Raw genomic sequence first — 13,743 nt, forward strand, 5'->3', positions numbered from 1 at the left:
GCAAACATTTTTACCTCACCCAGCCATGCTGAGGAACTAGGAGCACCAGATGGTCGTTTTGATCACGGAGAGTAATGAGCTTCGCCAACGGTTTATCGACCGTTTTGAAGTTTTGGCCATGCCATTAATGGTGACAACGCCACGCATGATCAATGCATGCTTTCAACAATTTGTTCCCGAGCGGATTTTTGTCGATGCAAGTATCTGCACCCCTGGCTTAATTCGTTGGCTCGATCAATGCGACGATGCAGAAATTATTTTGATCGCCAATTCGCGTGGCTCGATTCGCCATGCGCCACGTGGTGCGATTATGTATATTCACCCTTCGTTAGAACCAGAAGATATTGTGCCACTCTTGCCACTGCGCCAAGATGCCAATAGCGCCGCCTAAACGCCTGCGAAGCCTGTTGATTTGAGAGCATCAACAGGCTTCAAGCATATTCGCCCCAATTTTGTTCCCTATTTCAAACCCAGTTTTTCATATAAACTCTAAGTAATGGAAATCAAATTAACATCTCTCCGCAGCATTAATTGGGGTTAGCTGCACTGTAGTAGCTCAGGCATTCCCCAACAATGATGCAAAGGTGATAGATCAATGAGATTTCCACCCTTGATTACCCCCACTCTGCGCCTCTGCGTTAAATCAAAAGGCAACCCCTAGGATTGCCTAAATCTATCTGGTGAATTCGGTTATTGCTCTAAACTACGAGGCTGATTAGTTCTCACTGCCGATCCCCAACCACCGATCCCCAGCCCCCTATTTCGATGACTGGCGGGCTATTGACGGGCTGGGTTCAGCGGTGCATAGTGTTTCCAACATCTGATCAGTCAGATGATCGATCGCTGGCTCAGCCGTTTCGCTGCCTTGAGCCAAAATGTCGCGCAAGGCCGCACGTGCTCGATGTAACCGCACTTTCAATGCCGAGGGTGTTATCTGCAATAAATTGGCGGCTTCCTCGGTGCTGTAATGCTCAATATCCCGGGCAATCAAGGCCGTCCGCAAGCTTTCGGGCAATTGCTCGATCGCGCTGCGTAATTCAGCACTCAACTCACGATCCAAAACCCATAATTCAGGCCGTGGGCTGGCACTCTCCAAATCAAACTGCTCGTCGATTGGCACGGTTTGTGCTCGCTTGCGCCGCAACCGCATAAAACAGGCATTGACCACAATGCGTTGGAGCCACGCGCCCAAGGCACCATCACCACGATATTGCTCGATTTTACGGCACGCTTCAATAAAGCTCTCTTGAATTACATCTTCGGCTTCATCGGCATCACCCACCATGCGGAGGGCCACATGATATAAACGTGAAGCATGGCGTTTTAGCAGGCAAGTACAAGCCATACGCTCACGCCGCCGCAAGGCCTGAATCAACTCTGATTCCTCTTGATAGTAGGTGGCATCAATTTCCCATGGCTTTTGCATCGCACTTCCTTAACTGCAAACCAATCCATGTAACCATTGTACAAGCAAACGCATCAAGAATATGTAACAGCAAAATGGAGGGTTGTCTATGTTTTTCCAACGGTTGTATCACGATGGTTTAGCCCAAGCAAGTTATTTAGTCGGTTGCCAAAAAACTGGCGAAGCTTTAGTCATTGATCCGCATCGTGATAGTGCAGTCTATTTGAATGCAGCGCAAGCGGCTGGTTTGCGCATCAGCGCAATCACCGAAACTCATATTCACGCCGATTTTGTCTCGGGCAGTCGCGAGTTGGCCCAGATTACAGGCGCAAAACTGTATCTTTCAGCAGCGGGTACAGCGGCTTGGCAATATGCTTTCGCCAGCAGCAGCCCCAATGTGCAGTTGATCAACGATGGCGATAGCTGGATGGTTGGCAATTTGAAGATCGAGGTCTTGCATACCCCAGGCCATACGCCAGAACATATGATTTTTATGCTCACCGACACGCCTGCTGGCGATGAACCAATGGGCATTTTCACCGGCGATTTGTTGTTTGCTGGCGATGTTGGCCGTCCCGACTTGCTCGAAAAAGCCGCTGGAATTCAAGGCACCAGCGAGGCCGGAGCCAAAGATTTGTTCAAATCGTTGCAGCGGGTCGCTGCCTTGCCCGATTTCTTACAAGTTTGGCCAGGCCATGGTTCGGGCAGCGCTTGTGGCAAAGCATTGGGAGCCGTGCCGCAAAGCACCTTGGGCTACGAAAAGAAAGTTAATTGGGCCTTCAAATATCATAACGAAGGCGATTTTGTGGCCGCTGTGCTCGATGGTCAGCCAACGCCACCACCCTATTTCGCTGCGATGAAGCGCATCAACCGTGATGGCCCTGAGTTACGCCCGCAACGTTTGCCAGCCCTCAGCCTTGCCGAAATTAATCTTGATAATCGGTTAGTCGTCGATTTACGTTCGGCCAATGATTTTGCTCAAGCCAGCATTCCAGGCGCACTCAGCCTGACCAGCGGCGCGATGCTCAATCGCTGGGCTGGTTGGTTTGTACCTGTCACAAGCAAGGTTGTGTTAATTGGCACTGCCGAAGCAGCCAAAACAGCCCAAACCGAACTAAGCATGATCGGCATCGACCAAATTGAAGGCTATATCACGCCCGATGTGCTAAACAAATGGCTCAAAACTAATCCAACTCAAAGCTATCAACGGGTGCCAGCCGCCAATTTGAGCGAACAACTTGATCAGGCATTTGTGCTCGATGTGCGCACTCCCGAAGAATATGCCAACGGTCACGGAGCTAAGGCGGTCAACATTCCATTAAATGAATTGCCCAAGCGCATAGCCGAAATTCCCAATGATCAACCGTTGATTGTGCATTGTCAGGCTGGTGGGCGTTCGCCAATCGCCATGAGTTTGCTCAAACCACATTTCAGCCAAGCCATGGTTGAGATGAGCGACGGCTGGAATGGTTGGTATCAATTGCAAAAGGAGCGTCACGTATGATCAACGAATTAAGCGTGCAAGAGCTACAAGTGTGGGCCAACCAACAAACGATCTTTTTGATCGATGTGCGTGAGCCAGCCGAATATGCCACGGGCCATATCAAAGGCAGCACTTTGATGCCCTTGAGCCAACTCAACAATTATCGTAACCAAATCCCACATGATCTGCCAGTCGTGGTGGTTTGTCGCTCAGGCCAACGCAGCAGCATGGCCGCCCAATGGCTCGCAAGCAATGGCTGGAGCAACATCTATAACACGCGTGGCGGCATGCTGGCTTGGAGCAAAGCTGGCTTACCTGAAGAACGCTAGCAAGAGGATACCAACCAGATCATGAGTATAAGTTTGATTGTGCTAGCGCTGCTGGTCGGCGCTAGCATCGGCCTCACCTTGGGAATGTTGGGCGGCGGCGGCTCAATTTTGACCGTACCAGCCTTGGTCTATGTGCTTGGGCTAAGCGCTCACGACGCAACCACCAGTTCATTGGTGATTGTTGGCCTGAACGCCGCTTTTGGCGCATGGCTGAATTGTCGGCGTGGCCCGTGTATGTTGCGTCATGCCTTTGTATTTGGTGGCATCGGATTGGGCGCAGCCTTTTTGGGCGCACGAGTTTCGCAATATATTCCAGAGGTTTGGCTATTGACGATGTTTGGTAGCCTGATGCTGATTATCGGCAGTATGATGTTGCGACCCAAAGTTCAAGCCAAAACTGACGAACAAGCGATCGCCTGGCCAGCAGTGGTTATGGGCGGGCTAGGCGTTGGCTTTTTGACCGGATTCTTGGGTGTTGGCGGCGGATTTTTGATTGTGCCAGCTTTAGTGTTATTGCTGCATATGCCAATGCGCACCGCCATTAGCTCATCGCTGATTGTGATTGCACTAAATAGTAGCGCTGGCATTTTGGGCCATTTGCAGGGCAGCCATTTTGATTGGACACTGATTGGCTTGATTATCAGCGGCGGCGTAGTTGGCAATTTACTGGGAACCCGCTTCGCTCAAAAAGTTCAAGTTCAAACCCTGCAACGTAGCTTTGCCTTCTTCGTGATTGCCCTCGGCATCTTCCTCGTGATTAAAAACTTCCCCTTAGCTTAATTGCAATGGCGCTGTTGTTGCGGCAGGAGCGCCATTTGCCAAACAATTCCACAGTATCGAGAAGCCTATGCTATAATCGGCAGGGTTGATGGTTCGTGATCTGTGTGAGGCATTGAGTTTGAGCTACGTTTTACCGCTTGGCCCGTTTCACCCCGACTGGCAAACCCCGATGCGCATGGTCTTACGGGTTGAGGGCGAACAGATTGCTGATGTTGAATTTCGTGATGGCTACACCAATCGCGGCATTAGCGAGCGTTTGACGCGCACCACCATTCCTCAGGGATTACACCTTGTGAGCCATATTTGTGCCGCTGATAGCCATTCCCACTCGTTGGGTTTTTGCTTGGCACTCGAGCAATTGCTTAAAATTAATACTTCGGAGCGAGCTGCTGCCTTGCGCTTGCTTGCCTGCGAAGTCGAACGCGCCACCGTCCATCTCAGTACAATGAAAGAAGTGCTGACGATTTTGGGCTTGCAACGTGATGCTGACCATGTACAAAAGCTGCATCATGGCTTATTTGAAGTAATGCAACACTTATGCGGCACGAGTTCGCCGCCCAACTATATTGTGCCAGGTGGCGTGCGCCAAGATCTCAGCAGCACCGAACAAGAATCGATGGCCTTGCAATTTCGCCGCCTCGAACGCTTGATGTATCGCTTCGTTGATCGCTTTATCGATCATCGCGGGGTTTTGCGGCGTTGCGTGGGCGTTGGCGTGCTCAGTCGCGAGGCTGCCGAACAATTTGGGGTGCGTGGGCCAATGGCGCGGGCCGCAGGCATCGGCTTCGATGCCCGAATTGATCGCGCCTATGGTGCTTATGCTCAGTTTCCACCAAGCCGCGTAACCCAAGAGCGCGGCGACGTTTATGCCCGCTTGGTGATTTTTTCGCTAGAAGCATTTGAAAGCCTTAAATTGGCAATTCGGGTGCTGGCCAATTTGCCCAGTGGCGATTGGGCTGGCAACGCACCCGATAGCGTACCCCAAGGCAGCGTTACCTCGAATATCGAATCGGCGCGGGGCACGCTACGCTATACCGTCCAAAGCAATGGGGTCAAATTAACTAGCGTGCGAATCGATGCACCACGCCAATTTGATCGCTTGATTGCCCGCACCATCTTGGCCGGAATGAACATCGACGACGCACCCTTAATTATCGCCTCGGCAAGTGCTTGCACTGCCTGTAGCGAAGAATAACGCATGAACGGACAAACACTCCTCACCCTTGCGCCCTTTGGGCTGCTGATGATCATCGCTTTGGTCAGTTGGTTGACTGGTCAGCGTTTGCGCACGCGCTTGTTGGGCTTAATCGCCAGTGGCTTGACGCTGGTAGCACTGGCAATCGTTTGGTGGCTCGCCCAAGGCGATTTACCGCTCGATGTTGGGCAACGCGCTTGGCTAAGTAGCTATGGCGTTGGCCCCAACCCGCTGATGCGTTCGCTGCTGACCTTGCACCTCGATGGCTTGAGCTTGCTGTTTGCCGCAATCACTCTATTGCTCACCAGCATTGGCTTTGCCCACTTGGCCTTGGCCTTGGGCCGTGGCTTGGTTGGTTATGGTCGGCTCTGGTCGGGCATTGCAATTATGGTGTTTGGCAGTTTGCTGGGCATTTTAGCTGGCGATTTGCTGCTGTTGGCTTTTGGCTGGGGCTTGGCCTTGTTGGGCAGCACTCTGGCCCGCCAAGTTGTGGGCAGCGATGATCAACGTACACCTTCGGCCTTGGGCATGAGCGGATTAAGTGGCTTTGCCATTTTGGTCGCCGTGCTTAGTCAGTCGGTGCGCCCCGAAGATGTGCTTGATGGCTCGTTTGTAATGGCCGACATTGGAGTTGGCCAATATTTGCGCACGTGGTTGCCGCTAGCAGTTGGAGTAGGCATCGCGCTCGGCTTCCCGCCATTTGGCCGCGTGCTGAGCGACGATGAAGATACGACTCCAGCGTTGCATGGCTTGATCATTAGTGCTGGCGTGCCAGTTTTGGCAGTCTACACATTTTTGCGTTTCTTCGGGCTCAATCTTGGCACATGGCCGGAAGCATGGTTTGCGGCGTTGAGCTATGTTGGCGCTTTGGCCAGCATCGTTGGCGCAGCCTATGCCTTACGAGCAACCCGTTTTGGCCCCTTGGTTGGCTGGCAAGCGGTCGCGCAATGGGGCAATGTCGCCATGGCCTTAGGTCGCTACGAGCCAAATCTGCCACTCGGCGGCGAGCACAACACCGCCGTGGTGATGGCAACCCTCACAATCACCGTCACAACCTTGGTGGCAACCATGCTCGGAGCCATGGCCTTGGGTACGTTGGAGCGCCGCAGTGGCAGCGACCTGATCGCCAAACAACCAGCCTTAGGTGCACCATTACGCGCCGCTGGTTTAGCCTATGCCCTTGCCACTGCCGCCGCCGTCGGCTTGCCTGCGTTGCCAAGCTTTTGGGCACGTCGCTGGCTGATGGATTATACGGGCGCTGGTGGTTGGAGCATGGGAGTCTTTTTCGTCAGCAGTGGTTTGCTATTACTCTCATTTATTGGCTCGAATGCGCTGTTTTGGCGGGTCGATCCGCAACGCCCTGTTACCCCAGTTGATGCTGGTCGCGCCAATGATGGTTTATTGCTCGGCTTGAGTTTGCCCTTGATTGGCCTGAGCTTGGTTCCTGAAGTTTTAGTTTGGTTGTTGCAACCAGCCTTGCGCACGTTACAAGCAGTGCCTAGCCCAATGGATGATCTTGGGAGCATGAGCTGGGGCTTGCGCGGCAGTTTGGTGCTTGGTTTTATGCTGTTGCTTTTTGGCTGTTTTCGCTCACAACGTCAGGCAATGATGCCTTGGAATGGTGGCGAACAACCTGATCGTGATGATGGTACAGCCCATTTGCCAGCAGCGAGCAGCCGTATGCTCAGTGGCCTTGCAGTTTTGGGCAATCCACGACCAGCCTTGCGTCAAAGCCATAGCATCTTACAAGGCCTCAGCAGCCAGATCGCCTGGATTTTGCAATTCTTCAGCGGGCGCTACTATCTAACCGGAATTCTGATCGCGGCCCTGACCATTGTCCTGTTATTAATGCAATAGAGGAAGCTTGGTCACCTCGCCGTGACGAGCATAAACAGCCTATGACAATCACCATCTGGATTTTAATTACATTGCTGGTAGCCAGCGGCGCAGTTATCGCGATTATGCGCGATTGGCGCTTTAGTCTGATTGCGGTCTTGGTTAATTATATTGCCCAAGGCTTGTTTATTGCCCAACAGCAATTTGTTGTGCCCGATTTGGTGATTGCTGGGCGGCAGTTTAGCTCGCTGGTGTTTATCAAATTAATTACTGGCATCGGCGTGGCGATCATTCTTGGCATTACCGCACTCACCTTTTCTCGTGAGTATGGGCTGGAAGATCTTGACGAATTTTCTTTGGCTGAACTACGGCGGGCTGCGCGGGTAGCTCAACGCGCCAGCAGCCAAGAAAATCGCAAATTCGGCGATTATATTGTGCCAATCTGGTCAACCGTGTTGGTGGGCTTGGCTAGTTTCTTCTTGCCACGCGTGTTGCCTTTGGCGGTCGAAATGTATCCCGACCAAGTGGGTTTGGCGCGAGCAATCGATTTTATGTGGTATTGGCAAGTTTTTATTGGCTTGATTAGCCTGGTGCTCGCAACCGATATTTTGAAAATTGGGCTAGGCTTGTTGCTCTGCCTCAGCGGCCTCGATTTGCTCTACACCACCTTGGCCAACCGCATTAATATTTTGGCACTGGGAACGCTCAGTTTGGTTACCTTGCTCTTGGCTTTAGCGATTGCCTACCTCAGCGGCTTACTCTATGGTCGCTTCAAAACCTTGAATCTCAGTGAAACGGAGCGCCTGAAATGACCTTCTTGCTGATGTTTTGCTTGCCATTGGTCATGGCGGCGGTCTGTTTTGCCTTGCGTCAACAACAAGGGTTAGTGCAAATTTTGGCAATTGGCACCACAATTTTGCTCGGTTGGGTGATTTGGCAGGTGCCAGTTGATCAGCCACTGAGCATTGTTGGCGTGAGCATGACGGTGCGAGCAATCAACCGTTTGTTTTTATTGGCGGTTGCAGGCAGCTTTGCAATTACCTTTATTGTGGCAACGCGGGTCGCGCATGGCGAAAATTTCGTCGTAATTGGCCTGATCATTTTTAGTTTGATTAATGCAGCGCTAACCATCGACGTTCAATCGCCCTTTTTGATCACGCTGTTGCTGCTAGCCACAGGCTTGGCAATTATTCTGGCCCAAGTCGATTTACCGATTGGCAGCCCAACCTTGCTGCGTGGTCGAGCAATCGGCAGCGGTTTGCGCTACTTGGTGTTGATGCTGTTGGCAGGGGTTTTGCTGGCCTTATGTTTTGTGCTGGCCGATCTTGAAAATACCCCTGATCGTTTGAGCACCACCTCGTTGGCACGCCCATTATTGGCCTTATTGATCGTTGGCATCAGTCTGCGCTTGGCAATTATTCCATTTCACAGCTGGCTGCCCGATTTGCTCGAAGATTCGCCGCCCTTGGTCGGCATCTTGATTGGCATGATCAATTTGGCAGCATTGCTGTTCTTGGTTTCAGCCTTTCAATTTTTGCTCGCACCAGGCTTGTTGACGCTTGATCCTGGGCGATTGCGCTTGGTACGCTTTTTTGCGCTTGGCTCGGCGATTGGCGGTAGTTTGCTGGCCATCCACGAACGACCATCATTACGACGCTTTTTGGCCATGTTGTTGATTTCCGACAGTGGCATGATGCTGTTCGGCGTGGTTTCCTCGACGACTGGCTTGACTGGAGCACTGTTTCAAGCCTTCAATCAATTGGTTTTGAGTGTGGTGCTGTGGACAGCCGTAGCTCTGCTAGAGCGGCCTGAACCGACGCGGGCAGCGGCTGGCGATGGTTGGTTGCGGCGGCGGCCATGGGCCAGTGGCGTGTTTATCTGCGGCGTTTTGGCCTTGCTCGGCATTCCACCATTCAATGGCTTTGCCAGCCGTACCTTGCTCTACCAAGGAGCTGCTGAGGAAGGTCGCGGCTATCTAATCGCATTGCTCATTGCCACGATGTTGGGAGCTTATGCTTTTGCCTTGGTCTTGCGTGACCATTTCTTGGGTCGTGCGCCAGCGGCCATGCCCGAAGAAGATTTAACCGATTTTCGCGGCTTGGGGCTACCACCACCACCACCACAACGTACCGAACCACTCGGCGCAACCGCTGTGGCCGTGGCTTTGCTGGGAGCTTGTTTAGTGATTGGTTTGTACCCGCCGTTGGTACTCGATCCAATTATTGAAGCAGTTCGCGGCCTTACCTTCGTACAATTCCTCTAAGCCCAAGGATTGCCTATGAGCGAGCAATGGCGGTGTTTTGTAGCGCTCGATTTGCCCGAGCCAATTCAGGCGCAACTCTTGGCGATCCAAGCCGAATTACAGCAATTGGGCTTGCCAATTCGTTGGAGCAAGCCCGAAAATCTGCATTTAACTTTGCAATTTTTGGGCAATGTAGCAGTTGAATTATTGCCCGATTTACAAACCAAGCTAACGCATGCCCTCGCTGAGCAAACTGCGCCAACTCTGAATTGCAATACATGGGGCTATTTTCCCAATGCCAGCCAACCGCAAGTCGTTTGGGCAGGTTTTGAGCAATGGCCCAACGATTTACTGCAACTTCAGCAAGCAGTCGTTGACTGCAGTAGCCAAATTGGCATCATTGCCGAAACCCGCCCATGGCATCCCCACATCACCTTGGGCTACATCAAAGAGCGTTTAACCAAACACCAAATTGAGCAATTATCAAATCAATTGCAAGCCAGCCAATGGCCAGCAACACCAGCGATCTACCCAACTTGTCAACTTATACGCAGCATAACTCAACCCCAAGCCAGCAGCTACCAAACCCTAGAGATATGGAGAATCGATCATGCGTGATTATCGTTCAATGCTCACCTTGACCAATTTTATTATCGGCTTCTTTTTATTACTGAGTGGCTTTTTACTGGGCTTTGATCCAGCATCCTCGGATTATCCGAGTTTTTATATGGCTGGTGAAATTATTAAGGCCGATCAGGCCGATTTGCTGTATGACATGCCGACCCAAGCAATCTATCAAGCGCCATATCGTGAGTTTAATCCAAGTGTTGTTAGTGATCTATTAATTTATGTCAACCCGCCGCATACTGCTATTTTTATGGTTCCATTGACTTGGATTCCCTTTACAATCTCGTTTTTTGTTTGGTATGCGATTAACCTTGGCATTCTAGCCTATGTGATTTGGCTAATTTGGAATGACCTTGGCACAACTGAAAAAGCCAATAAATGGCTGATTGTGAGCGCAATTTTTGGGTTTCACACGATCGCCACAGTATTGTATCTCGGCACATTTTCGATTCTCATGCTGTTGGCAACCTATCAAATTTATCGTTCAACCCAACGTGAGCAATGGTTTAAAGCCGCTTTTTGGCTATTTTTAGCAACGTTTAAATTTCAATTCGTGCTCTTTATCGGTTTATGGCTGGTTCTTCAACGCTATTGGCGAGCCTTATTCTGGTTTGCCTTGATCAGCCTTGGGTTTGTTGGCCTCAGCAGTTTAATTTGGGGCTGGGCGATGTGGCCAAATTATTTAGCTAGCGGCAACACCATGCTCAATCTATTTGATCAAAATGGGATCAAACCAAGCCAAACCTATACGTTGCGGGGAACTTTAGCCCTGTGGTTTGGCCCAGAAAACAAACCATTGATCAATACAGCTTCACAAATTGGCTTAGGCTTAGCAGCATTGGGTTTTGCTGGGCTAATCTGGCGTTCGGCCAAACATCCGCTGCAACAAGCCTGGAATTATAGCCTAGCTGTAACCTTGGGTGCATTGTTTTCGTTGCATATGTATGGTCACGATGCCATGCTCTATATCACGCCAGTGTTGTTGCTGTTCCAACTTTATCAACAACGCCAACAACCAACGTGGTTACCAAAATATTGTTTAGCCTTGCCATGGCTCAGTTTAGTTGGCAATTCGATTCTGTTGAATGGTGAATTGGGCATACGCTTACCCACCTTGGTTGCGGCCAGTTTGTTAATTGTGATTATTCGTTTGCGCCAACTCTATCAATCGATCGAGCTTAAGCCAGCAACACCCAGCTAAAAATCCAAGTACCAAATGCCAATAGTATTGCTTAAATTGCTTCATATGATCTTCATTGCTCCAACCTAGGCTTAGACTTATTACTAGGTTGAATAAGGAGCACAGTGTATGAGCCAAACCGATGATTTGTTTGATTTAGGATTAAAAGCCGATTTAGCGATGTGGATGCGCAAGCCAACCGACCGCCGCCGTGTGCTCAAAATGGGCGCTGTTGGCATTGGTATGTTGCTGGCAGGCTATCAAGCTAAACAATCACCCCAACTGGCCCAAGCCGAAACCGATCTGATTAATGCGTGTGTGCAAATTCCTAGTGAAACGGCTGGGCCATATCCTGCTGATGGCTCAACAGCTTCAAGCCAAAATCTGAATGTGCTCACCCGCTCAGGGATTGTCCGCAACGATATTCGGCCAAGCCTCAATACCAGCAATGTGGCGGCTGGCATGCCCTGTACAGTTGAATTAAGTTTGGTCAATATCAATGCCAATTGTGCTCCATTGGCTGGTTATGCTGTGTACATTTGGCATTGCACCAACGATGGTAAATATTCGATGTATAGCAGTGGGATCACCAACGAAGATTATTTGCGTGGTGTGCAAGCCTCGGATAGCAACGGCAAAGTGACCTTCACAACGATTTTCCCAGGTTGTTATGCTGGGCGCTGGCCGCATATCCATTTTGAGGTTTATCCTTCGCTAGCGTTGGCGACTGGCCCCAGCAATATTGTGCATACCTCGCAATTGGCCTTGCCCGAAGCAAGTTGCAACGAGGTTTATGCCACCACAGGCTATAGCGCTAGCGTGCAAAATTTAGCCCAACTCGATATCGAAACCGATAATGTATTTGGCAATGATGATGGCGTGTTACAAATTGCCGCGGTGACGGGCAACACAAGCACTGGCTATACCGCCAAATTAAGCGTTGGCGTAGCTGGACCAAGCGTCGCAGTGACCGACCAAGTGTTTTTGCCTTGGGCCACGACTGCCGAAAATTAAGCGTTTGTTGCTTGCTTCAATCACCTTGGGGCAAGCAACACTTATTCAATCGTAATAAATGGCTCAATTTCAGCAAAAGTGCTTGCCCCAATTCCCTTGACCTCTTGCAGCGCCTCAATATTTGCAAATGGGCCATTTTCCTCACGATAGGCCACAATTCGCTGGGCAATTGCTTGGCCAATTTTGGGCAGGCTTTCTAGTTCGGCAGCACTCGCAGTGTTAATGTTAATCAATGTAGGTTGGCTTGTTGTGGCAATTGCTGTAGCCACCGCGATAGCCTGTGGTTCAACAGTTGGCTGAGTTGTCGGCGCAAGCGTTTCGCCAACCACTGGCACATGCACATGCTGGGCATCTTGCAAATAAGCCGCTAAATTCAAGGCCTGTGAATCAGCCTCGGAATGCAAGCCCCCAGCCGCCTGAACCAAATCATCAATTCGTGCACCAAGCGGCAAATCGTAGACTCCAGGCTTGGCAACCGCCCCACTGATATAAGCTGCTAGCAGTGCCAAGGTTGGGGTCGCTTCGGCCACGGCGAGAGTTGGGGTCAACTCCAAGGTTGGGGTTATCGATTCGAGAGTTGGCTCAGCAGTTGGGCTGGTGGTTGGCCACAAGCTCAAGGCCTGCTCACTTTCCGAGCCAGCGCTGGCCGTCGATTGCCAAAGATTCCAGCCCAATACGGCAGCGACTGCCAAACCCACCAGCCATTGCCAACGAATCTGTTGCAACATACAAACTCCTTTCGATCAGTATGCAAAATCTGGTATCTTTAGAGCCACAAACGAGCATTTTTTGGCATGAAGGAAGCCCAATTGAAGCAAATTCGTGATCTCTTGCCCAAGTTTTGCCCAATTCCACGGGGCATCGTGCTAATGGGCACGCCGAACGAGCAATTAAGCGATTTGGCTAAACGTTTTGGTGGCACACGCGAGTCGTATGCGGAAGAAGCGCCCCAGCATCCAGTCGAAATTGCCGCCTTTGCCATGGCTCAAGTTCCGATAACCAACGCCCTGTATGCCGAATGGATCAAACATTCTGGCCAGCGTGCGCCGATTGTTTGGCATGGTTCGCAACCACCTGCCGAATTAGCCGACTATCCAGTGGTTGATGTAACTTGGGATGAAGCGGTAGCATGTTGCGATTGGCTCAGCCGCGAAGTTAATTTGGCTTTGCGATTGCCCAGCGAAGCCGAGTGGGAACGCGCTGCCCGTGGCGACGATACGCGGATCTATCCTTGGGGCGATCAGGCCGATCCAACAATGATGAATATCAAAGAAAGCATGCGCGGCGGCTTAGCTCCGGTTGGTAGTTATCCCCAAGCGGCTAGTCCATTTGGGGTTTACGATCTGGCAGGCAATATTTGGGAATGGACAAGTTCGCTGCAAAAATCGTATCCCTATCGTGCTGATGATGGCCGCGAGGCTCGCCAACCAGCGCCAGAGGCTGATCGACGGCGGATTATGCGTGGTGGTTGTTGGGGCAACCCTGGCCATTTTGCCCGCAATACCTGTCGTTTTCGCTTGCATCCTGAGCGTTCAACTCATTTATTGGGCTTTCGGCTGGCCTATAGCTTGCTAGATAGCGATTAAATGCTGGCTCAATTCAATCGAAAAAAAAGCCAAAAGCGTGGTATAATCGCAGGCTATTCACGGGTA

Annotated in this window: 14 protein-coding genes; 12 read left to right on the forward strand and 2 right to left on the reverse strand. The window is 51.0% G+C overall.

Annotation, left to right across the window (positions count from 1 at the left end; all coding sequences use genetic code 11):
* The first annotated feature begins 49 nt into the window (after positions 1 to 49).
* Complete coding sequence (locus LCH85_17370) at positions 50 to 391, forward strand: hypothetical protein (GenBank protein ID MCA0353766.1); 342 nt, start codon at positions 50 to 52, stop codon at positions 389 to 391.
* A gap of 366 nt (positions 392 to 757) precedes the next feature.
* Here LCH85_17370 and LCH85_17375 read toward each other — a convergent pair whose 3' ends face one another.
* A complete protein-coding gene (locus LCH85_17375) occupies positions 758 to 1,426 on the reverse strand; it encodes a sigma-70 family RNA polymerase sigma factor (GenBank protein MCA0353767.1) in 669 nt (222 codons plus the stop codon).
* Positions 1,427 to 1,514: 88 nt separating this feature from the next.
* Between LCH85_17375 and LCH85_17380 the strand changes: the two genes are divergently transcribed.
* The 10 genes from LCH85_17380 to LCH85_17425 all read left to right on the forward strand — a co-directional run bounded on the left by LCH85_17380 (position 1,515) and on the right by LCH85_17425 (position 12,091).
* Entirely contained in the window at positions 1,515 to 2,909 is a 1,395-nt protein-coding gene (locus LCH85_17380) for an MBL fold metallo-hydrolase (GenBank protein MCA0353768.1), read from the forward strand.
* Positions 2,906 to 3,217 (forward strand): rhodanese-like domain-containing protein, encoded by a 312-nt coding sequence (locus tag LCH85_17385; protein ID MCA0353769.1) that lies wholly within the window; start codon positions 2,906 to 2,908, stop codon positions 3,215 to 3,217. The genes LCH85_17380 and LCH85_17385 overlap by 4 nt, the downstream gene beginning before the upstream one ends.
* 21 nt (positions 3,218 to 3,238) lie before the next feature.
* Complete coding sequence (locus LCH85_17390) at positions 3,239 to 3,997, forward strand: sulfite exporter TauE/SafE family protein (GenBank protein ID MCA0353770.1); 759 nt, start codon at positions 3,239 to 3,241, stop codon at positions 3,995 to 3,997.
* A 118-nt stretch (positions 3,998 to 4,115) separates the two neighbouring features.
* Complete coding sequence (locus LCH85_17395) at positions 4,116 to 5,192, forward strand: NADH-quinone oxidoreductase subunit D (GenBank protein ID MCA0353771.1); 1,077 nt, start codon at positions 4,116 to 4,118, stop codon at positions 5,190 to 5,192.
* A gap of 3 nt (positions 5,193 to 5,195) precedes the next feature.
* Positions 5,196 to 7,049 carry a hypothetical protein gene (locus LCH85_17400; GenBank protein ID MCA0353772.1) on the forward strand — a complete coding sequence of 618 codons (1,854 nt, stop codon included), beginning with the start codon at positions 5,196 to 5,198 and terminating at the stop codon, positions 7,047 to 7,049.
* 41 nt (positions 7,050 to 7,090) lie between these two features.
* Positions 7,091 to 7,840 carry a hypothetical protein gene (locus LCH85_17405; GenBank protein MCA0353773.1) on the forward strand — a complete coding sequence of 250 codons (750 nt, stop codon included), beginning with the start codon at positions 7,091 to 7,093 and terminating at the stop codon, positions 7,838 to 7,840.
* A complete protein-coding gene (locus LCH85_17410; protein ID MCA0353774.1) occupies positions 7,837 to 9,291 on the forward strand; it encodes a hypothetical protein in 1,455 nt (484 codons plus the stop codon). The genes LCH85_17405 and LCH85_17410 overlap by 4 nt, the downstream gene beginning before the upstream one ends.
* Positions 9,292 to 9,306: 15 nt before the next feature.
* Positions 9,307 to 9,888, forward strand: a complete 582-nt coding sequence (gene thpR, locus LCH85_17415; protein ID MCA0353775.1) for an RNA 2',3'-cyclic phosphodiesterase — start codon at positions 9,307 to 9,309, stop codon at positions 9,886 to 9,888.
* Positions 9,881 to 11,098 (forward strand): DUF2029 domain-containing protein, encoded by a 1,218-nt coding sequence (locus LCH85_17420; protein MCA0353776.1) that lies wholly within the window; start codon positions 9,881 to 9,883, stop codon positions 11,096 to 11,098. The genes thpR and LCH85_17420 overlap by 8 nt, the downstream gene beginning before the upstream one ends.
* Positions 11,099 to 11,206: 108 nt before the next feature.
* A complete protein-coding gene (locus tag LCH85_17425; protein ID MCA0353777.1) occupies positions 11,207 to 12,091 on the forward strand; it encodes an intradiol ring-cleavage dioxygenase in 885 nt (294 codons plus the stop codon).
* A gap of 41 nt (positions 12,092 to 12,132) precedes the next feature.
* On the opposite strand, the gene LCH85_17430 is transcribed toward LCH85_17425, so the two are convergent.
* Positions 12,133 to 12,819 (reverse strand): ComEA family DNA-binding protein, encoded by a 687-nt coding sequence (locus LCH85_17430; protein ID MCA0353778.1) that lies wholly within the window; start codon positions 12,817 to 12,819, stop codon positions 12,133 to 12,135.
* A 66-nt stretch (positions 12,820 to 12,885) separates the two neighbouring features.
* Here LCH85_17430 and LCH85_17435 point away from each other — a divergent pair, with 66 nt between their 5' ends.
* Positions 12,886 to 13,677 (forward strand): formylglycine-generating enzyme family protein, encoded by a 792-nt coding sequence (locus LCH85_17435; protein ID MCA0353779.1) that lies wholly within the window; start codon positions 12,886 to 12,888, stop codon positions 13,675 to 13,677.
* Positions 13,678 to 13,743: the final 66 nt, after the last annotated feature.

Source organism: Chloroflexota bacterium (genome assembly GCA_020161265.1).
Classification (GTDB): Bacteria; Chloroflexota; Chloroflexia; order Chloroflexales; family Herpetosiphonaceae; genus Herpetosiphon.